General features: G+C 36.2%; 18 protein-coding genes. 10 read left to right on the top strand and 8 right to left on the bottom strand.

Going from position 1 to position 18,671, the window contains the following annotated elements:
* Window positions 1–12 precede the first annotated feature (12 nt).
* The 6 genes from K8089_RS12845 to K8089_RS12870 all read left to right on the top strand — a co-directional run bounded on the left by K8089_RS12845 (window position 13) and on the right by K8089_RS12870 (window position 5,899).
* Window positions 13–630 carry a DUF4230 domain-containing protein gene (locus tag K8089_RS12845; protein WP_237603698.1) on the top strand — a complete coding sequence of 206 codons (618 nt, stop codon included), beginning with the start codon at window positions 13–15 and terminating at the stop codon, window positions 628–630.
* Window positions 627–1,556, top strand: a complete 930-nt coding sequence (locus K8089_RS12850; protein ID WP_237603699.1) for a transglutaminase domain-containing protein — start codon at window positions 627–629, stop codon at window positions 1,554–1,556. The genes K8089_RS12845 and K8089_RS12850 overlap by 4 nt, the downstream gene beginning before the upstream one ends.
* A gap of 48 nt (window positions 1,557–1,604) precedes the next feature.
* Window positions 1,605–1,964, top strand: a complete 360-nt coding sequence (locus tag K8089_RS12855; protein ID WP_237603700.1) for an MmcQ/YjbR family DNA-binding protein — start codon at window positions 1,605–1,607, stop codon at window positions 1,962–1,964.
* A 66-nt stretch (window positions 1,965–2,030) separates the two neighbouring features.
* On the top strand, window positions 2,031–3,803 hold the full coding sequence (locus K8089_RS12860; protein ID WP_237603701.1) for a MutS-related protein: 1,773 nt from the start codon (window positions 2,031–2,033) through the stop codon (window positions 3,801–3,803).
* 166 nt (window positions 3,804–3,969) lie between these two features.
* Window positions 3,970–4,791: a hypothetical protein gene (locus K8089_RS12865; protein WP_237603702.1), complete on the top strand. Its 822-nt coding sequence runs from the start codon at window positions 3,970–3,972 to the stop codon at window positions 4,789–4,791.
* 112 nt (window positions 4,792–4,903) lie between these two features.
* Window positions 4,904–5,899 carry a metal-dependent hydrolase gene (locus K8089_RS12870; RefSeq protein WP_237603703.1) on the top strand — a complete coding sequence of 332 codons (996 nt, stop codon included), beginning with the start codon at window positions 4,904–4,906 and terminating at the stop codon, window positions 5,897–5,899.
* Here the strand turns inward: K8089_RS12870 and K8089_RS12875 are convergent.
* Window positions 5,896–6,324: a YybH family protein gene (locus tag K8089_RS12875; protein ID WP_237603704.1), complete on the bottom strand. Its 429-nt coding sequence runs from the start codon at window positions 6,322–6,324 to the stop codon at window positions 5,896–5,898. The two genes, K8089_RS12870 and K8089_RS12875, sit on opposite strands and share 4 nt — an antisense overlap.
* Before the next feature lie 157 nt (window positions 6,325–6,481).
* On the opposite strand from K8089_RS12875, the gene K8089_RS12880 reads away from it, so the two are divergent.
* Window positions 6,482–7,516, top strand: a complete 1,035-nt coding sequence (locus tag K8089_RS12880; protein ID WP_237603705.1) for an AI-2E family transporter — start codon at window positions 6,482–6,484, stop codon at window positions 7,514–7,516.
* A gap of 56 nt (window positions 7,517–7,572) precedes the next feature.
* Here the strand turns inward: K8089_RS12880 and K8089_RS12885 are convergent, their stop codons facing one another.
* Together K8089_RS12885 and K8089_RS12890 are read right to left on the bottom strand one after the other, a co-directional pair.
* Window positions 7,573–10,575 (bottom strand): aminotransferase class III-fold pyridoxal phosphate-dependent enzyme, encoded by a 3,003-nt coding sequence (locus K8089_RS12885; protein ID WP_237603706.1) that lies wholly within the window; start codon window positions 10,573–10,575, stop codon window positions 7,573–7,575.
* A gap of 159 nt (window positions 10,576–10,734) precedes the next feature.
* Window positions 10,735–11,835: a DUF4407 domain-containing protein gene (locus K8089_RS12890; protein ID WP_237603707.1), complete on the bottom strand. Its 1,101-nt coding sequence runs from the start codon at window positions 11,833–11,835 to the stop codon at window positions 10,735–10,737.
* A gap of 15 nt (window positions 11,836–11,850) precedes the next feature.
* Here K8089_RS12890 and K8089_RS16535 point away from each other — a divergent pair, with 15 nt between their 5' ends.
* A complete protein-coding gene (locus tag K8089_RS16535; protein WP_262913932.1) occupies window positions 11,851–11,982 on the top strand; it encodes a hypothetical protein in 132 nt (43 codons plus the stop codon).
* Window positions 11,983–11,989: 7 nt separating this feature from the next.
* Here the strand turns inward: K8089_RS16535 and K8089_RS12895 are convergent, their stop codons facing one another.
* Genes K8089_RS12895 through K8089_RS12905 form a run of 3 tightly spaced genes read right to left on the bottom strand, consistent with a single transcriptional unit; the run spans window position 11,990 to window position 13,348 of the window.
* Complete coding sequence (locus K8089_RS12895) at window positions 11,990–12,385, bottom strand: hypothetical protein (RefSeq protein ID WP_237603708.1); 396 nt, start codon at window positions 12,383–12,385, stop codon at window positions 11,990–11,992.
* Window positions 12,386–12,443: 58 nt separating this feature from the next.
* Window positions 12,444–12,920: a MepB family protein gene (locus tag K8089_RS12900; protein ID WP_237603709.1), complete on the bottom strand. Its 477-nt coding sequence runs from the start codon at window positions 12,918–12,920 to the stop codon at window positions 12,444–12,446.
* Between the two features lie 35 nt (window positions 12,921–12,955).
* A complete protein-coding gene (locus tag K8089_RS12905; RefSeq protein ID WP_237603710.1) occupies window positions 12,956–13,348 on the bottom strand; it encodes a DUF2147 domain-containing protein in 393 nt (130 codons plus the stop codon).
* A 458-nt stretch (window positions 13,349–13,806) separates the two neighbouring features.
* On the opposite strand from K8089_RS12905, the gene K8089_RS12910 reads away from it, so the two are divergent.
* Together K8089_RS12910 and K8089_RS12915 are read left to right on the top strand one after the other, a co-directional pair.
* A complete protein-coding gene (locus tag K8089_RS12910) occupies window positions 13,807–15,480 on the top strand; it encodes a BCCT family transporter (RefSeq protein WP_237603711.1) in 1,674 nt (557 codons plus the stop codon).
* Between the two features lie 33 nt (window positions 15,481–15,513).
* The gene (locus K8089_RS12915) at window positions 15,514–16,392 is read left to right on the top strand and encodes a universal stress protein (RefSeq protein WP_237603712.1); all 879 of its coding nucleotides are present in this window, start codon (window positions 15,514–15,516) and stop codon (window positions 16,390–16,392) included.
* Window positions 16,393–16,476: 84 nt separating this feature from the next.
* On the opposite strand, the gene K8089_RS12920 is transcribed toward K8089_RS12915, so the two are convergent.
* Together K8089_RS12920 and K8089_RS12925 are read right to left on the bottom strand one after the other, a co-directional pair.
* Window positions 16,477–17,661, bottom strand: coding sequence for an ABC transporter permease (locus K8089_RS12920; protein ID WP_237603713.1), 1,185 nt, complete (start codon window positions 17,659–17,661; stop codon window positions 16,477–16,479).
* A 50-nt stretch (window positions 17,662–17,711) separates the two neighbouring features.
* Window positions 17,712–18,671, bottom strand: coding sequence for an HlyD family secretion protein (locus K8089_RS12925; protein ID WP_237603714.1), 960 nt, complete (start codon window positions 18,669–18,671; stop codon window positions 17,712–17,714).

The raw sequence follows: 18,671 nt of genomic DNA on the forward strand, positions 1-18,671 counted from the left end.
TATCTTTGCGCAATGGAATACCTCTTTATAGGATTGGCAGTTGGCGCCGTTTTGGCTTACTTTATTTTCGCGCGTTTTGGCGGTAGCGGAAAAAAGGAAAGGGTAAACTCCCAGTCCGTTATTTTGATTGAAAAAATTCGCAGCGTCTGTAAATTCATTACGGTTGAAGGGGATTTTTCTGAAATTTTCTATTACGAAAACGTAAAAGATAAATGGCTGAATTTAATTTTAGGAAAAAAGAAAGCCCTAGTTTTAATTGAAGCAAAAGCACATATTGGTTTCGACCTCACAAAAGTTAAAATGAGTTCCGACACCAAAAACCGAACGATTGTTTTAACCAATTTTCCGCACCCCGAATTGCTAACCATTGAAACAGACTTTAAGTATTACGACAAAAAGGAAGGTTGGGCAAACCCTTTTACGGCGGGCGATTTGACTGAAATAAACCAAGAAGCAAAAAAACATATTGTTGATAAAATCCCAGAAAGCGGTCTTTTGCAAGAGGCTTCAAAACAGGCTTTGGAAACTATTCAGCTTATGGAAAAACTGGTGGAAACCATAAATTGGAAACTGGATTATACTGCTTTAGACGTTGATAATATTCCCAAAGAAATTGGTTCAAAAAAATGAAATTTGTAGCCCTTTTATTTATTTTTTTGAATGCTTCGGCAGCTGCACAAGATTTCCAAAAGGTGGATGCAATACTTACAATGTATCCAGATTCATTTGAAAATCCGGAGAAACTTTCCAGATTTATCACCCGTGATTTTGTTTCCGAAGAAGAAAAAGTCAGGGCAATTTACACTTGGATTATTCAGAATGTCGCTTACGATCCGGATGAATATAAAAAGTTTGATTACAAGTTTTCCAACTATCGCGAACGGAACGAAAAAGACGAAAAACTTCGCGCTAATATTATTCAACGAACCATTCAAACAGGCCGAGCCGTGTGCGAAGGATATGCAATGCTTTTTGAAAAACTGTGCGAGTTGCAGGGCATTAAAAACTATTTGGTACGCGGCGATATAAAATCGAATTTTTCGGATATTGGGCGACCTTTTAAACGAATTCATATGTGGAATGTGGCCAGTATCGACGGCAAACCCTATTTGTTCGATTCCACTTGGGGCGCGGGAAAATACAACGAGAAATTTATAAAAGACCCAACCTATTTTTACTACAAAACGCCACCAGAATTATTTATAAAAACACATTATCCCGATATGCCGGAGGATGCTCTATTGGAGGAAACCATAACGAAAGAACAGTTTGCCGCCCTACCTTTAATTATTGAAAAAAATTTATCGCCAACGGATATTGAATTGCCATCCAAAGGCCTGCTTTTTGAAGACGAGTATTTCGACGAAATTTTGTTCGCCATTAAAAACGTAAATCCTGAAAAAATTTCATATTCTTATGGCACTGAAAAAATTCCTATTAACGATATAGAAAGGGGAGCAGACCGAATAAAATTTAATGTGCCCTTGCTTATCGGGGCCAAAATTTTACTGATTTATTTTGATGGAAAACCTGCTTTGGGTTATAAAATAAATTGAAGTTCACTGCGAGAAATCATGGAGTTTGAATGTTATATTAAAGAAGAAATGAACATAGAAGAATTCAGAGAATATTGTACTTGCAAAAAAGGTGTTACCGAGTCATTTCCTTTTGGTGAAAATACCCTCGTTTTTAAAGTAATGGGCAAAATGTTTGCGCTCGCCGCCATAGAAAATTACCCAGCAACGGCCAATTTAAAGTGCGATCCCGAATGGGCAATTGAACTTCGCGAAGAGCACGATGGACTAATTATTCCGGGTTACCATATGAGTAAAAAACATTGGAACACGGTGGAACTTGAACCTAATTTGCCGAATAAATTGGTTTTGGAGTTAATAGATCATTCCTATGATTTGGTGGTAAAAAGCCTCACTAAAAAACTTCAAACAGAACTCCAGAATCTTTAAATTCGCGAACACTTCAACAAAAACCTAACAGGTATCAAAGATCTTTTAGGTTTCAACAAAGAGATAATGAACAAACCAACAGATTTTTACAAACAACAGATAGAAACCCATTCAAAAGAATTACAAAAACTGAAAAAGAAACTTGCTGTTTCCAGTACCGTTCGGCTTTTTGTATTTATACTGGCTTGTTATGGCATTTACTTGTTCTTGGAAAATGCGCAGATAATAATTGCAATTATTGTTTTAACGATTGTGGCTTTTATTTATTTGGTTACAAAACACAGTGGTTTGCAATACAAGCGCGATTTAAAAAAAGCGTTGATTGCACAAAATGAAACGGAACTTGAAGTGCTAAACAGAGTTTTTCACCATTTGCCCTCTGGTGAAAAATACAAAGATCCGCTTCATTTTTACAGTCAAGATATCGACCTCTTTGGACGTGGCTCTTTCTTCCAATATTTAAACAGAACTGCGTTGGAAAGTGGTTCCGATTTTTTAGCTGAGATTTTTACTGAAAACGAAGTAGATGCTATAAATAAAAAGCAAAAAGCAATTGCCGAATTATCTGAAAAACCTAAATGGCGGCAACAGTTTTCGGCCATAGCTTCATTGGTGCAAACTGAAAGTCCGGCCGCTGAGGTTAACGATTGGCTGCAAGATTACAAACGTTTTGTCCCTAAATGGATAAAACCGCTGTCGTTAGTGTTTACGGTAGTTTCCATAGGTTTAATTGTTTCTAATTACTTTGGAATGCTTTCGGGTTATTTTACGGCAGGATGGCTCATTTTAGGAATTGCAATTTCAGGAATATTTCAGAAAAAAGTTAATGACCTTACTAAACATACTTCAAAAATTCAAAGCACTTTTGAGCAATTTTACAAACTAATTTTAGAAATTGAAAACGAAGATTTTTCTTCAGAAATACTTTCCGAAAAACGAAACTCCGTAATTCAATCAAAGACTAAAACATCGGCTGTTTTAAAACAATTTGCACGGTATTTAGATGTTTTGGAACAGGGAAATATTATGATTTTCGGAACAATTATAAATGGATTTACGCTTCGGAACCTGCGTCAGTGTTATAATATTGAAAACTGGATTGAAACGCATAAAAACAGTGTCCCTACTTGGTTTGAAAGCATTACTTTCTTTGATGCGTACAACAGTTTGGCAAATTTCAAGTTTAATCATCCCAACTATGTTTTTCCAGAAATAAACGATAAAATTCCAGTCTTAAAAGTAAAAGGTGCAGGGCATCCATTGTTGAAAGAATCGACGATGATTCGCAATGATTTTCAGATTAATTCGGAAGAATTTTTCATTGTTACAGGCGCGAATATGGCGGGGAAAAGTACCTTTTTAAGAACTGTTTCACTACAAATTGTAATGGGGAATATTGGGCTGCCCGTTTGTGCCAAAAAAGCCGAATACAACCCAATAAAACTGATTACAAGTATGCGAACTACCGATAGTTTAACGGACGATGAGTCGTATTTTTTCAGTGAATTAAAACGTTTGAAATTTATTGTTGACGAAATTAAAACCGATCGATACTTCATCATTCTCGATGAAATATTGAAAGGTACAAACAGTACAGACAAAGCCATCGGCTCCCGCAAATTTGTTGAAAAACTTGTTGCCAGTAATTCCACCGGAATTATAGCTACTCACGATTTAAGTCTGTGCGCCGCCGCTGAAGATTTGTCCGAAGTAAAAAACTATTTTTTCGATGCTCGAATTGAAAACGACGAACTTTATTTCGACTATACTTTTAAACCGGGAATTTGTCAAAATATGAACGCCTCCTTTTTACTTAAAAAGATGCAGATTGTAGATTAAAAAAATATAAGCTACACATTAATAGATGTTTGCGTTTTTTTATTTACATTTAGCAATCTGATTCCTATTCACTCTTTCCTCCATAAAATTTCTTTTTTACAACCTGTCCCAAATATTAAACTAGTAATCAATTTTAATATTTATACTAATTTAATTTTATGGAATTATGAAAACAACTACCAACCTTAAGTTTATTGCAGTAGCATCTATGATGTTGCTATTTAATTTTAGCCTTTTTGCACAAAATGCGAACAGACCACAGTATATGTCTGTTACCACGAACCATTGGAATATGGATAAAGATGATTTAAGTATGAGTGATTGGAAGGCATTAGAAAAGGAATATTTACAAAAAGTTGTAAGTAAAAACGAACACATTACGTCTGCGTCCTTTTACACACATTTATTTTCACCCGATAATACCGAAGTACTTTATGTGCAAACATACCCTTCTTGGGAAGCCATGGATAAAGCGGCTAAACGCAGTGCTGAACTTGAAAAACAAGCTTGGCCGGATGACAAAGCGAGAGCTAATTTCTTTAAAAAACGAAACGATTATTTTGCAGCATACCATTCCGATGAAATTTATGCTCCGATTGATGGCGCCAAGTTATTGCCTGCTGACAACACGAAAGATTTAGTGCTTTACGTTCGCAAAACATATTTTACTTTTCCGGAAGATGGTTCGCAAAAGGAATTTGATGAAATGCGAGCAGATAATTTTGCTAAAGTTCTTTCAAAGAACGAATACATCAAAGGATATTACCCAAATGTTCACGCTTGGGGCAGCGATAAAACCGAATATATAGAAGCATTTTTCGTTGATTCTTTATGCGATATGGAAAAAATGTTCGATAAAAATGGCGAGTTAATTAGCCAAGCTTGGCCAGGAGATTCCGGAATGGAACGCGGTAAAAAATGGGGTAAATATTTTACGGGCAAACACGGTGATGCCGCATATACGCTAATCGTAGAACTTTCAAAATAAGACTTCAAAATTTCTACTTTATCTAAAAAAGGATGTTTTAAAAAAGCATCCTTTTTTTATATTGAGGAAGGGTGTATTTTCGCGGCTTGGCTCTTGTAAATATTAGCTTTTAATGGATTCAGTAACACAAATAGTTTTAGGCGCAGCTGTTGGCGAAGCTGTATTAGGCAAAAAGATTGGCAACAAAGCGATGGTGTTGGGCGCTATTGCTGGAACTATCCCAGATTTGGATGTGCTTTCAAGTCATTTTACAGATACGGTTACCGCTTTGGAGATTCATCGCGGTTTTACACACTCCATCGTTTTCGCTATTACTTTCGGACTACTCTTTGGGTGGTTGCTTTCACTCTGGGATAAGCGCGCAACATTAAAAGAATGGTCGTGGTTTTGGTTTTTGTGCTTTGTTACACATCCGCTGCTCGACGCGCATACTACTTGGGGTACACAGCTTTTTTGGCCGCTGGATTTACGCTTGGCCTATAAAAACATATTTGTAATCGATCCACTTTACACGCTGCCATTTTTAGTGTTTTTAATTTTGGCGATGCTTCAGAAAAGAGGAAGTATTAAACGACGAAAATTCAATAATCTTGGATTGATTGTGAGCAGTGCATATATGTTACTCACTTTAATTTTGAAGGGAATTAGTTATACCAAATTTCAATCGGCGCTCAAGCATCAAAACATTGCATACGCTGCATTGGAAACCAAACCCAGCCCGTTGAATACTATTTTATGGACTGCAAATGTGGAAACCAAAGATGCATTTTTAATAGGCGATTATTCTTTTTTCGACACCCAACCCATTCAGTTTTTTCCACATCCTAAAAATCACGCAGCTCTTGGCGATTTGAAGGAATACGACAAGGTGCAACGCCTCATAAATATTACCCAAGGTTGGTACACTATTTCTGAAAAGGAAAACGGTATTTATTTAAACGATTTACGTTTCGGATTGATTAGCCTCGACCCAACTGCAGATAAATTTGCATTTAGTTTTCTAATTGAAAAAGAAGGAAATGATGTTGTAATCACAGAAGAGCCAAAAGACACTCGAGACGCTAAAAAATTACTACCAGCCCTTTGGGAACGGGTAAAAGGGAATTAGCAACTCATATCTGCTACAATTTTCCATTCGCCTTCAATTCGTTTAAAAATAATTAGAAATACACCATTTGCATTGCCCGCCTTGCGCGTTAAATGATATTGCCCCATGACGTAATATGAATCGTCTTCAATTTTTGTAATTGCGTCAATAGTAAACTTTAGTGTACCCGTGTATTCTTTTGTGGGATATCCTTTTTTGTAGTTATCCAGTGTTTTTTGCCAACCATTTGTAAGGCCGCTGCTACCGTAAAATTTAAGGGAGTCGCTCTTCCAATAACCTTGCATAAAACCCTCTAAATCGTTTTGGGTCCAAGCAATTTCTTGGGTTTTTAATACAGAGAGGATTGCTTCTTTATCCGCGGTTTCTGTTTGTGCAAAACCTTTGATTGTTGCTATTAAGCAGAAAAAAATTAGTAACTTTTTCATAATTCTATTATTTTGATATTTTAGTTGTGGCGCGAAAAGCTGCTCCTACAATAAAGATAATTTTAAATTGAATTGTTTAGTAAAATGCGCAAATAAATTGTTTTAAAAATTTCACCTAACTTTACTACGAAACAGTTTAAATTAAAAATAAATTCTTTTGAGTACTTCAAAAATAGAAATTTCTGGCACCTATCTTATTAAAGCATTTTTGATTGTAGGTGGCGTTTTGGCTATTCTTTACATTGGGGCTGGACTATTGATGCCCTTGCTCGTAGCCGCTATTATTGCAGTTCTGCTTGATAAACCCACCGAAAAAATGAAGCAATGGGGCTTGCCCAATTGGCTGTCTATATCACTTTCTATTTTGCTAATGATTGTCATTTTTAGCTTGCTTACGTGGTTAATAAGCTCACAGATAAATACGATGGCCAACGATTGGCCAACCATTAAAGAAAAAGCCACCGAAAAATTGAACAACCTTTCTCAATGGGCCAATCAGTATCTTAATTGGGATTATAAAGATTATTTGGAAAACAATAAACGGTTAATACAAAAGGCCGAAAGCCTTGGCAGTGCATTTCTATCTTCGGTTATGAATTTACTTTCGCAATCGCTTTTAATTTTTGTATATATTATTTTACTGCTGATGCAGCGTAAACTGTTTATCAACTTTTTTAAAAAGCTTACTTCCAATCCATCGGCAATGGCTACTTTATTAAGTAATTCAAAAAATATTATGAATAGCTATCTCTTAGGAAAAGGTAAAATAATGGTTTTCCTATTTGCAATTTACTATCTGGGTTTTACACTAGGTTCTGTGCCTTATGCACTATTTTTAGCTTTGTTTGCGGCGCTTTTTTCTATCATTCCGTATGTGGGGAATATTATTGGTGGGGGTATTGCACTCGTTCTTTCCTATCTATATGCGGGAACTACACCGGCAATTATCGTGCTTTGTGTAATTTCAGCAGCACAACTGGTAGAAAATTATATTTTAACTCCCTGGATAATCGGCGATGAAATAGAACTAAACCCTTTTGTTACCGTGTTTGGAGTAGTTCTCTTTTCGGTACTTTGGGGTATGGTGGGCGCCATTATCGCTTTACCGCTTATCGGTGTTTTAAAGGTGATTTTTCAACATACTCAAGGAATGGAGCCTTATGCATTTTTAATAAAAAAGAAAGATTCGTAAATAATGAATTTTCCATCAACTTATGCGAAAAAATTAGATCGGAATTAATTCTGGTGTTAATAGTCCATCATAAAATCTTCCCCAAAAACAGTTTTTAATCTAAGAAGTAGCTCTTCCGCATTCTCTTTCCTAAAAACCATTGGCGGCTTTATTTTTAAAACATTGTGGTCTGGTCCGTCAATGCTCATTAAAATACCGAGTTGTTTCATTCTGTTTGCCAAATAGGAAGCGTGTTCAGACAACGGATTTTGTTCCGGATCATTCAATTCAAACCCTAAAAATAAACCTTCGCCGCGAACGTCGCCAATAATTGGAAACTGCTTTTGAAGCTTTTTCAATTCAGCAATTAAAAATCCTCCAATTTCCAACGCATTTTGCTGTAAGTTTTCATCATCTATAATTTCCAAAACTGTGCGGCCTATCGCGCAAGAGACGGGATTGCCACCAAAGGTGTTGAAATACTCCATTCCGGTGTTGAATTTTTCCGCAATTTCAGCAGTACAAGCAACCACAGCAAGCGGATGACCATTTCCTGCAGGTTTGCCCATGGTTACAATATCTGGCTGTACGTCGTAAAGTTCGAATGCCCAAAAAGTTTTACCCATTCTGCCGAAACCTGTTTGTACTTCATCTGCAATACAAATGCCACCAGCTTCGCGAACGTGTTTGTAAACTTCTTTGAAATAGTTTTTAGGAGGTACAATTTGGCCGCCGCAGCTAATTAAAGTTTCGCCGATAAAACCAGCGATTTCTTTGCCTTCAGCTTTTAAATTCTGAATAATTTCTTTAGCGTGATTTGCGTAATCTATACCGCAATTTTCCGAAGTATATTTTCCTCTGTAAGAATCTGGAAGCGGAAGAATATGCGTTGTTTCGGGTTTTGGAAACCCACCATCGCCTTCAAATTTATACGAACTCACGTCCATCACAGCATTTGTGTTTCCGTGATAACCCACTTCTATTGCCAAAATATCTTTGTTGCCCGTTATGGTTTTTGCCATTCGCAATGCGAGCTCATTGGCTTCGCTGCCCGAATTTACTATGTGAATAACCGATAAATGGGGCGGTAATTTTTTCAGCAAAGCTTCGGCGTAAGCGATAATTTCTTCGTGTAAATAGCGTGTATTTGTGTTTAAAACCGCCATTTGTTTTTGCCCCGCTGATACAACTTTTGGGTGCTGATGGCCCACGTGATTTACATTGTTTACGGTATCTAAATATTTTTGACCGTCAACATCAATTAAAAAAATACCTTCGCCGCGGACGATATGCAAAGGTTTATTGTACGACAGACTCAATCCTTTCCCGAGGTGGTCTTTTCTGAAATTGATAATTTTATCTTCGGAAATCTTTGCTTCGGCAGTTTCCAATTCTTCTTCAAATATAAAGTTTGGGTTTGGGCAAATGCTTTTCCAAATTTCGATATTTGAAGGTAATGCTACTCCGTTAAAATTTTCATCATTCCCCAATAAATCTAAAATAAGCTGAAAGTGAAGATGCGGCGCCCAATTTCCATTTTCTGCCGATTTTCCTATATATGCAATTCGGTCTCCCTGTTTTACTTTTTGTCCAACTTGTAAAATTTCTAACGACATTAATGATAAATGTCCATAAAGTGAGTAGAATTTTCCGTCGTTAAATTTGTGTTCCAAAATAAGCATCGGACCATAATCTTTGTCGTAATTATTATGGTGAATTACTTTTACAATTCCATCAAACGGAGCGTGGACAGGAGTTTTAGCAGGCACCCAAAAATCGGTTCCCAAATGAACGGTTCTGTATTGCGGACCATTATTGCCTTCACTTTTAAAAGCTGGGGTACTGTAAAACGGACGCGTTTCCATGTACCCATTTACCAATATAGTTTTAGGATTATGCTTTCGGAATTGCTTCAGTTTAAATTCTGAAATGTCCGTATCACTGTATTCCGAAAGGTTACCGAGCAGAGTACTGCCCACACTCATATCTAAATTCACAACCTTTTCAGAAGAAACGGACGGGAACAAAGTCCTTAGCGAAACTTGATTGTTTTTCGCCCAGTTTTCAAACTTTTTTTGAAGTGGATGGGCAGAATAACCACAGGCTTTTCGGAAGGAATAGTAGGCGAAATTTTCATTCACATGATACCATTTTTCCAACAAATGCCACGCTGGCTTTTCGCTAATTACAAAATAATCATCGTTAGGAAATTCTTCTTTTTTAATGGCAGCGCTTGTAACCGTTGTAACGAGGCGCATTCCCACCAAAGTGTATAAATGCTTTATTTCATTTTCTGATAATTTGTAGTGCTTGTTGTAGCCTTTTACTACATCCGCCGCTGCCGAAAGTGGATCGGGAAGGGCCATGATTGCATATGCCAAAACTATGGCGAGGTCATTGATTGTTTGGGTATAAACAGCATCTCCAAAATCTATAAAACCCGAGATTTTTGGGTTGCTTAAATCTTCGGAAACTAATATGTTATAATCGTTTAAATCGTTGTGAACAATACTTTTTGGAAGCTTGTTGTATGCAGTTTGTATTTTGTCAAATTTATTTTGAAAATGTGCAATTATCTTTTTTTGTTCGCCCGAAAACTTATCTAAATGAAGTTTTGTCCAAGCGGAATTTACCAAATCCCAATCTAATTTTCTGTGTGCAGCGGCATATTCAAAATCTTGAAGCGCTACAGTTAAACTACCAGCAGCGGCTCCCAAACTGTGTCGTAATTGTTTGGTTTTCGGATTTACTGTTGCCCAGAGTCGTCCTGGCACCCAATTAAGTAGTCGTGCGGTTTTATTGTTGGTTAAGTTTGTGAGTTCTTTTTTTTCCTCATTCCTCACAACTTTAGGAAGTGAAATTTCTAGTTTTTTCGCAGAGAGATGTTTCAGTATTTTAATTTGAAAATCTAATTGTTCTTGATTTTCTTCTGTTGAAATTTTTAGAAGAAATTTTTCTCCCGAGGTAGATTTTAGGAAAAAGTTTTCATCAACGTAACCATCAAGTTTTGATGCTTCAGCGTTAATATTATAATAGTGTTTTGCGATTTTTAAAGCTTGTGGGGAAGTGGTTTGCGACATAGTATATTGAGGATATATTATTTCAAAATTACTGAAAGTTTGGACTATAGCCCTTCTCAAACAGTAAATTAATTACCTCCAGATAAATTTGGAACCTGGAGGCAATTAAAAAGATAGACCCATTGGGCATGAGTTTCTCGACGCGGCAGGTTTTGGGGCTTATAGTACGCTTTTTTGCTTGCTATAAAACGCGTCTGCCTGCATCTGCATTAGCTCGCGAGCTTTTTTTCGTTTGTAATCGTATAATTCCTGTTCTTCAGCAATGTCTGCGTAAACTCGGTTGTTAATTTCACGATCTGTAGTTACAAGTATGTCGCGTTGCGCTTGTTGTTGGGTTACCCAAGATTTTAGTGAGCTTTCCTGTTCTTCGAGTTTTAAATCGTAAGCGCCTTTTGGCGATAAAAGTTTGGCGAGAATTGGCGAAGTTTCAATTGCCAAAAACAATAAAAAGATAAAAAGTGAAGGCAATAACGGCAGCTTATTTAAAGCATTTACACGAGCCATCAAGCCGTCAAACCCATCGATTACAGGTTGGGTACTGGCTACTTTTGAATTGTATTCAGCAGTAATTGTTTCAATTTTTGTTTCGGCAGCCGCAATTTTTTCGGCATTCGTTTTCTTTAATTCGGTTAAAGCAGCGAGCTCGGCGTCGTGTTTTTCGCGCTTTTCTTTGTAAACGGGACCTTTGCCTATTAACTCTGTGCCTTTGCGTCCTTCGGCTTCGGCGATGTACGTTTCATATAATGTGTTTACTTCGGTTTCTTTATCGGTAATTTCTTTTTTCAATCCGGTTATTTCAGTTTCCAAAGCAGTTACCGCAGGCGTGAATTGCAAAGCCAATTGGTCTTTGTTGGCGAGAGTCATTTCGTTTTTCTCGGTAAGCAAAACCTGATTGATTTCTTTTTCAAAAATCTTCATTTCTAAAGGTTTTGAAATTACGATGGCGATGATTATAGCCAAAGCTATTCGCGGCGATGCTTGTATTAATTCATCAAAAAAGTTGTTTCGTTTTTTAATAGTGGAAACAATAAATCTATCTAAATTAAAAATTAACAATCCCCAAATTATTCCGAAGAAGACAGCGGAAAAGTAATTGTCAAAAACCGTGTAAAGTGCATAGGCAGCGGCAATGGTGGCCATAACGGCTGTAAAGAAAACGGTAGCGCCAATGCCGGCATATTTTGTGCGTTCGCCGGGAGAACATTCGTCAAGGATGGCTGTATCTGCGCCAGAGCAGAAGATGAAAAAGCGTTGTAACATAAGGTTTTTAGATTGATGAAACTATATAACGCTATTTCTTTCAGAATGTTACAGGATTGGGAGTGTTTAATTAATTATTTTGTGAATATTGAAATCCGAATTCTTGATGAAAAAATTCGCGAATTGGTGGAAGACTTGCGACAATGAAAGGTATTCAAACCCAATTCACATTATAAATAATTAACCCGCCAAGTAGCATTGCAAAAGGAGAAATGAGCTGGAAATAAATTGGTTTGAGTCTTTCGGCACTTTTCAAAGAAAAACTATGGTGTGTTTTTCTGGGGACGATGTAAAGAATCGCGGATGTTAAGACCATTACCCATCCAAATATTTTAAATGCAATAGGGAATTTGGAGAAATCTGCATATAAAATCATTGCTATTGCCGGGATAAGCCTTATTGTAATTTCGGCGTAATTGATAAAATTGGTGCTTCCCGCTTTTCGCAATATTGCTCTTGCTTTTTTAGGCGCATAAAGCATAATAAATCCCACTAAAATTATAAAAACTCCGAACAAGATTGATATCCATTTTGCCGCAGTTATTATCATAATTTTGGAGTGTTTAAATTACCCGATTAATTTGTTTAACGCGGCTTTCAGCTTTTTATCAATTGTTTTTATTGTATAATATTTTCACTTTTTCAATATTGGTTGTTTCTCCAATTTCATAAAAATAATCCAGCTGCCATTGTTGTGTTTTTTCAGCTTGTTTGCTGGTTACAGTATCCCAAATTGGGTAAACCCGAAAACCTCTTTTTCCGTCTTTGTTTTCAGTAGAAATTATTCCTTTTGTTTTTAAAACCGATTTTGGGAAAACGAATTGTCCGAAGCGATTTTCCTTTTCCACATTGATTATGTAAAAATGGAAATCGTCTTTTTCAGAAAATGGCACCGTGATTCCTTGTTTGTTACGTTTCCAACAAGTAACAAACTGCCCCGTTTTTTTAGGAGTTATTTTTGCGTTTCTGCTTATTATTTGAAGTCCGTTTAATTGAAACCTGCAAGCGTTGTATTCTTTGCTTTCGGTTTCAATTTTAAAGTCGGAAACTGTGAAACCGCATTTTTCATAAATTGTTTTAATCATCTGTTAAATTGCGGTCAACGCTAATGTGAATACTATTAAATTGGTTTTATTACCTCAAACTTTAATCCGCTATTTTCATCTGTAAAATACACTTTATCGCCGCTTTGAGAAACTTTAAAAGTTATTTTTGAACGAGTTGTACTGATGGTTTGCGTACTGGGATTGTAGCTCCAAGTTGCATTTTTGTTTGTAGTTGTTGCGTATGAATACGCTGTTCCTCCTTCTTGTTTTTCCTTTATTTCAAAACTGTTATCGGCGTATAAGTTAATTACAGCATTGGCCATTGCGGTAGCCATTTTTGGGTTACTACTACTATTTTCTACATTTTGTACGAGCCAAGTGCCAGTAATATCTTTTTTTGAAAAAGACTGGCTTTGTACTGTGGCTGCGATTAAAATGAAAGCGAAGAGTGCGATTATATTTTTCATTGTTCTATATTTAATATGGTTCTAAAACTTTTTGGAAAGATAGCGATTTTTTGAAGAAAATTTTCCAGACGCGGTTTGGGTTTTTAACAATTAGCAACAAAATTTGTTTGCCGCAAAATTATTCGCAAAAATCAATTAAAAAGAGGTGGTATAAAAATCGCACAAAGTGAAAACAGAACAACATTGAAATATTTGTGAAGTATACTATTTTTTGTTATACTGTCCAGTTACATTTTTAAATATTGTTATGATAATTTTTACAATTAGAAAGACAACTGCTAAAAAGTTTCGGGATATATTTACTATTCAATTTTTTAAACCTTTAAATACTAGAGGAAGCTACAAGCTCTAACTTTATTATATTTATAAGATACCTCGCAAAACAGTTTTATAGATTCAATAAATTTTCGCATCCTAAAAAAAGGAGCGTTTTTTCATTTCTTTTAAATTAATTTTTTATGTCGATTAAAATAACTCGAAAGGAGAGCACCTCAAAGTTTTTGGGCCTTGTGGTCAATAAAACGGTATTTTTTTCAGCAATTGCAGTCGTAATTTTTAGCGTTGGTTTCACGCTTATATTTGAGGAGGAAGCCGTGTATTACTTTGGAATCGCGCAAACCTCAGTATCTGCACATGGAGGGTGGATATACACATTGGCAGTTAATTTATTTATAGTTTTTTGCTTGTATATGGCCTTTAGCAAGTTTGGAGCTATACGTATTGGTGGAAAAAAAGCCAAACCTGAATTTAGTTTGTGGGCGTGGTTTGCTATGCTTTTTAGTGCCGGAATTGGAAATGGACTCGTGCTTTTTAGTATTGCCGATCCTGTTCGCGATTTTTTAGTTCCACCTCGTTTGGCCGGTGAGGAACCCGCACTTATTGCGCAAGAAGCAATTAATTTTTCGTTCCTACATCACGGAATACACGGGTGGGCAATCTATTCGGTAGTAGGGCTTTCTTTGGCATATTTCACCTTTAATAGAAAAATGCCACTAACACTACGCTCGGCTTTTTATCCTATCCTCGGAAACAAAATTCACGGATGGATGGGCGATGTAATTGATATAATGGCGGTAATTACAACCCTTTTTGGACTGGCAACTACAATTGGTTTTGGAGTGGGGCAGATTAATTCTGGTTTAACCCATGTTTTTGGCGTGCCAAGTTCGCTATTTTATCAAATTATTATTATTGTTGGTGTAACCCTAGCAGCAACTCTTTCGGCATTTAGCGGGGTAAATAGAGGGGTTCAAATATTAAGTAAGCTCAACGTACGAGTGGCTTCGGCTATATTTATTTTGGTTTTAATTTTGGGGCCCACGATCTTTATTTTTAAGTCGTATATTCAAAATCTTGGTAGTTATTTAATACATTTTATAGATATGTCTACTTGGACCGAAGCATTGCGAGGTACAGATTGGCAAAAAATGAGAACCATTATGTATTGGGGATGGTGGATTTCTTGGTCGCCATTTGTGGGTACTTTTATTGCGCGTATCTCGCGCGGAAGAACCATAAAAGAATTTATTTTATGTGTTTTAATCTTACCAGCCTTAGTAACATTTTTATGGTTTAGCGCCTTTGGGGGAATAACCATGCGTGATATTTTATTGGGCGATACGGCCATGATTGCAGCTGTAAACGATAATATTTCTACTGCGCTGTACGTATTTTTCGATAAATTTCCACTGGCTATGGTTTTAAAGTCTTTGGGGGTAATTTTGATTTGTAGTTTTATAATTACTTCGGCCGATTCGGGTGCTATTGTAGTAAATAGTATTACTTCGGGCGGAAAATTGAAAACGCCACCCATGCAAAGAGTAATTTGGGCAATAGCTACAGGTGTAATTGCGGGCGTTTTAATGTACGGCGGTGGTCTTGGTGCCCTACAAACAGTAGTGACAATTTCGGGGCTTCCCTTTGCAATTCTTTTAGTTATGATGTGTTTTTCGCTGTATCGAGGGGTTAATGAAGACTATGAAAAAGCGGCTCGAAAAGAAAAACTTTTGGAAAGAGAAAGCTATCGTAAAAACATTCTCAATTTAGTAAACGAAGAACGGGAAGAACGAAATTTAGAAAAAATAGATCCCGAAATTGAATCTAAAAAAAACCCAACCACAACCGATTTATAACCTAATTATCACTTAAATAGTTACGTACGTAAAATGACACAGAAAATAAATTTAGAGAACAACTTAAAGTTGATGATTGCACTGGACCTTACCGAAATGGATCCTATTTTGCTTCAATATGTGAGCTTCCTGTGTAAAGTCTGGAATATTGAACAAGTATATTTTACCCATAATATTAAGCAATACAAATTAAACGATTTGTACGATGAATTTTTAGATGAAGGCATTACCATTGAAGATATAGTGGATAGAGGTTTGCAAAAAACCATAGAGAAAAATTACACAGCCACGGCGCCACATACGGTTGTAATAACTTCAGATGATTATACCGAGAGTATTTTAACTCATTTGGCAAAAGAGTATAAAATAGATATCGTAATTGTGGGTAATAAAGATGAATTGCAGGGCACGGGCGCTTTAAATCAAAAACTTGCTAGAATGCTCGATTCTAATATGCTTTTAGTGCCCGAAGAAGCAAAACACCATATGAATAATGTCTTGGTGCCAACAGATTTTAGCTCTGCTTCGGCGCGGTGTTTTAGGGTAGCAGAAAGCCTTGTAGAACGTTCTGGAGGTACTATTGAAGGCTTGCACGTGTATAATATTCCATCGGTTTTCTTCCCGTACATCAACACTGAAAAAGCGATTGATAAAACTAAAAATCATTTAAAGGAAAAAGTAAAGCAGTTTAGAAAGAGGCATGCAATTACTAACGAGCTTCCCTTTAGATATATTGACAGAGAAAATCTTTCGGTTGTAGAAGCTATTGAAATACACGCCGAAAAAGGTGGTTTTGATATTATGATTGTTTCTGCAAGAGGGGGAAATAATATTACTTCACTTTTTGTAGGAAGCATTACCAACGATTTATTAATAAGAAATAGAAAAATGCCTTTGCTGGTTATTAAATAAGGAAATTTTAAAAATTAAAAACCGCTTTCGGAACTACCAAAAGTGGCTTTTTTTATTCTGAAATATTAACTCTGAAAACCTTATTTATTCATCAATTTCATTCCCGACTATTTTATTTTTCTTTCCAAACCGATATATTTTCACTTGAAGTAAAATAACCATTAATATAAATGAAACAGCGGTAATAAGTAGTAACATTCCTAATTCAGGTGTGATAGAAGTTAAACCTCCATCATAAAAAGCAATTTTTCTAAATCCGCTTAAAAATTGGGTAAGCGGAATAAATTGCGCAATGTTGGTTATTGCGGTTGGAATTGCCATTGTTGGCCACGTAAAACCACTTAAAATAAAAGCTGGCGTAGATATTACCATTAATAGCTCGGTAGCTTTTAATTGACTTGGGATGGCGATGGAAAATAACATTCCAATAGCCATCGAAGCTAGGGTTAATAAAATAACCAAAGCTAACATTGGGAAATTAAAAACATTGGCTGCTATATTAAAATATGGAAAAAATAAACCCACAGCCAACCAAATTATTGGAAGCATCAATAAAAACGGAGTTGCTTTTAGCGCAATGTGGTATAAAGACGATTTGCTTTCCTTAATTAACTTTTTAAAATAACCATCTTCAAAATCTCTCGAAAACACGAGTGCCATAGCCAAGAATATAATTTGTTGCATTATTCCACCCAATAAACCGGGCAACATAAATGTTACATAATTGCCTGTAGAATTATAGAGTTTGTTGAAGTTAATCTTAAAACTTTCGTACGAACTTAAGGCTTGTGCAGGGTGCATCCCTTGTTTTTTAAGGCTTTCTATTTCCATTCCTGCATTGAGTGTCATTAAAACTGATTGTATGTGTTTACTGGCAGTATTAGCATTTAAAATATTTGCCATATTTAAATCTACTCTAACTTCCGGATGTTTTTTCTGAAATACATCTGCTTCAAAATTACTTGGAAGGGTAATTACAGCGGCGTATTGTTTTATAGGCATTTCATCAATGAGATTTCCGGCAGAATAGCGAACATCGGTAACTAACAAACCTTCATTGTCGTTAAAAGCATCAATAATTTTATCTGAAGTTGGGCTGCGATCCTGATCTACAATTACAATTGGTAAATCCACTACCTTCGCTTGCTGGTACACATAGCCGAACAAAAATCCATACAGAATTGGCGCCCCAAAAAAGATAGCAAGCAGCACATTATTCGAAAAAATGCGCTTGAATTCTACCTTGACTAATTTTATAAATTTCTTCATCGTTTATATTTTTAATTTTACCAATCAACTTTGACAGTTTTCATGTAATTCTACTTTTTTAGTAAAACTGTGGCGTTTAGGTAAAATGTTTTGGCATCCACATTTTCGGTTGGAGAAATTTTTATTTCATAAATAGATTCATCTAACTCATACAAAGGGGCGGTGCTGGTTATATCGGCATATTGAGCTAACTGGTTAATGGCGAAAATTTTAGCTTTTATTATTTCTTTGGTATATGGATTTTCTACAGATAGTTTTTGTCCTTTTTTATACTCGTAAATTTTTGATTCGGGAATAGTAAATCTGAAATAAACGCTGTTCGTTTTATAGCCGTTAAACAAAGTATAGCCTGGAGTGAGTAATTCGCCTTCTTTTAAACTTATGGTTTCAATAGACATATTTATTGGTGCGATAATAAATTTTTCATCTGCAGCCGAAACTACTTCTTCTTTGGCTCCCAAAGCACGGTCTAATTGCCCTTTTGCTTGTTCAATTTGTTCGGCACGAGCGCCTTTTCGCACCTCTGTGCGCTTGGCTTTTAAGGCATCAACTTGTGCTTTCGCCATGGAAAGTTTCATTTTCACCTCGTCAAACTGCTGCTGGCTTACCAAAGAATCTTTGTACATGTTTTTCAAACGGTTATATGATTCTTGTGCAAATTTTAACTGCGCTTTCCCTGAATTTAACTGTTGCTCTATTTGGCTCAATTGCTCCATTGTGGCACCGTTAAAAGCCATGTTCAATTGCCCTTGGGCTGCAGTAATAGCACCTTCGGCTTGCATCATTCTTGCTGCAACTTCGGGAATATCGATGTAAGCAAGTGTATCTCCTTTTTTCACTTCCTGCCCTTCGGAAACATAAATTTTTGAAATTCTTCCGGCCAGTTTACTGCTTAGTGAAATAGTTTCAAATTTTACCTTTCCTCTTTCTGAAGCAATCTTGTTATCGCTACAAGAACTTAAAGCAACGATAGAAACAATGGTTATTAGTATAGTTTTTATTGATTTCAT

Source organism: Aequorivita vitellina, assembly GCF_022008365.1.
GTDB lineage: Bacteria > Bacteroidota > Bacteroidia > Flavobacteriales > Flavobacteriaceae > Aequorivita > Aequorivita vitellina.

Bases quoted from the DNA above. Each gene is read 5' to 3' on its own strand.
- K8089_RS12845 (WP_237603698.1), top strand. From the start codon at position 13: ATGGAATACCTCTTTATAGGATTGGCAGTTGGCGCCGTTTTGGCTTAC.
- K8089_RS12850 (WP_237603699.1), top strand. From the start codon at position 627: ATGAAATTTGTAGCCCTTTTATTTATTTTTTTGAATGCTTCGGCAGCT.
- K8089_RS12855 (WP_237603700.1), top strand. From the start codon at position 1,605: ATGAACATAGAAGAATTCAGAGAATATTGTACTTGCAAAAAAGGTGTT.
- K8089_RS12860 (WP_237603701.1), top strand. From the start codon at position 2,031: ATGAACAAACCAACAGATTTTTACAAACAACAGATAGAAACCCATTCA.
- K8089_RS12865 (WP_237603702.1), top strand. From the start codon at position 3,970: ATGAAAACAACTACCAACCTTAAGTTTATTGCAGTAGCATCTATGATG.
- K8089_RS12870 (WP_237603703.1), top strand. From the start codon at position 4,904: ATGGATTCAGTAACACAAATAGTTTTAGGCGCAGCTGTTGGCGAAGCT.
- K8089_RS12875 (WP_237603704.1), bottom strand. From the start codon at position 6,324: ATGAAAAAGTTACTAATTTTTTTCTGCTTAATAGCAACAATCAAAGGT.
- K8089_RS12885 (WP_237603706.1), bottom strand. From the start codon at position 10,575: ATGTCGCAAACCACTTCCCCACAAGCTTTAAAAATCGCAAAACACTAT.
- K8089_RS12890 (WP_237603707.1), bottom strand. From the start codon at position 11,835: ATGTTACAACGCTTTTTCATCTTCTGCTCTGGCGCAGATACAGCCATC.
- K8089_RS16535 (WP_262913932.1), top strand. From the start codon at position 11,851: ATGAAACTATATAACGCTATTTCTTTCAGAATGTTACAGGATTGGGAG.
- K8089_RS12895 (WP_237603708.1), bottom strand. From the start codon at position 12,385: ATGATAATAACTGCGGCAAAATGGATATCAATCTTGTTCGGAGTTTTT.
- K8089_RS12900 (WP_237603709.1), bottom strand. From the start codon at position 12,920: ATGATTAAAACAATTTATGAAAAATGCGGTTTCACAGTTTCCGACTTT.
- K8089_RS12905 (WP_237603710.1), bottom strand. From the start codon at position 13,348: ATGAAAAATATAATCGCACTCTTCGCTTTCATTTTAATCGCAGCCACA.
- K8089_RS12910 (WP_237603711.1), top strand. From the start codon at position 13,807: ATGTCGATTAAAATAACTCGAAAGGAGAGCACCTCAAAGTTTTTGGGC.
- K8089_RS12915 (WP_237603712.1), top strand. From the start codon at position 15,514: ATGACACAGAAAATAAATTTAGAGAACAACTTAAAGTTGATGATTGCA.
- K8089_RS12920 (WP_237603713.1), bottom strand. From the start codon at position 17,661: ATGAAGAAATTTATAAAATTAGTCAAGGTAGAATTCAAGCGCATTTTT.
- K8089_RS12925 (WP_237603714.1), bottom strand. From the start codon at position 18,671: ATGAAATCAATAAAAACTATACTAATAACCATTGTTTCTATCGTTGCT.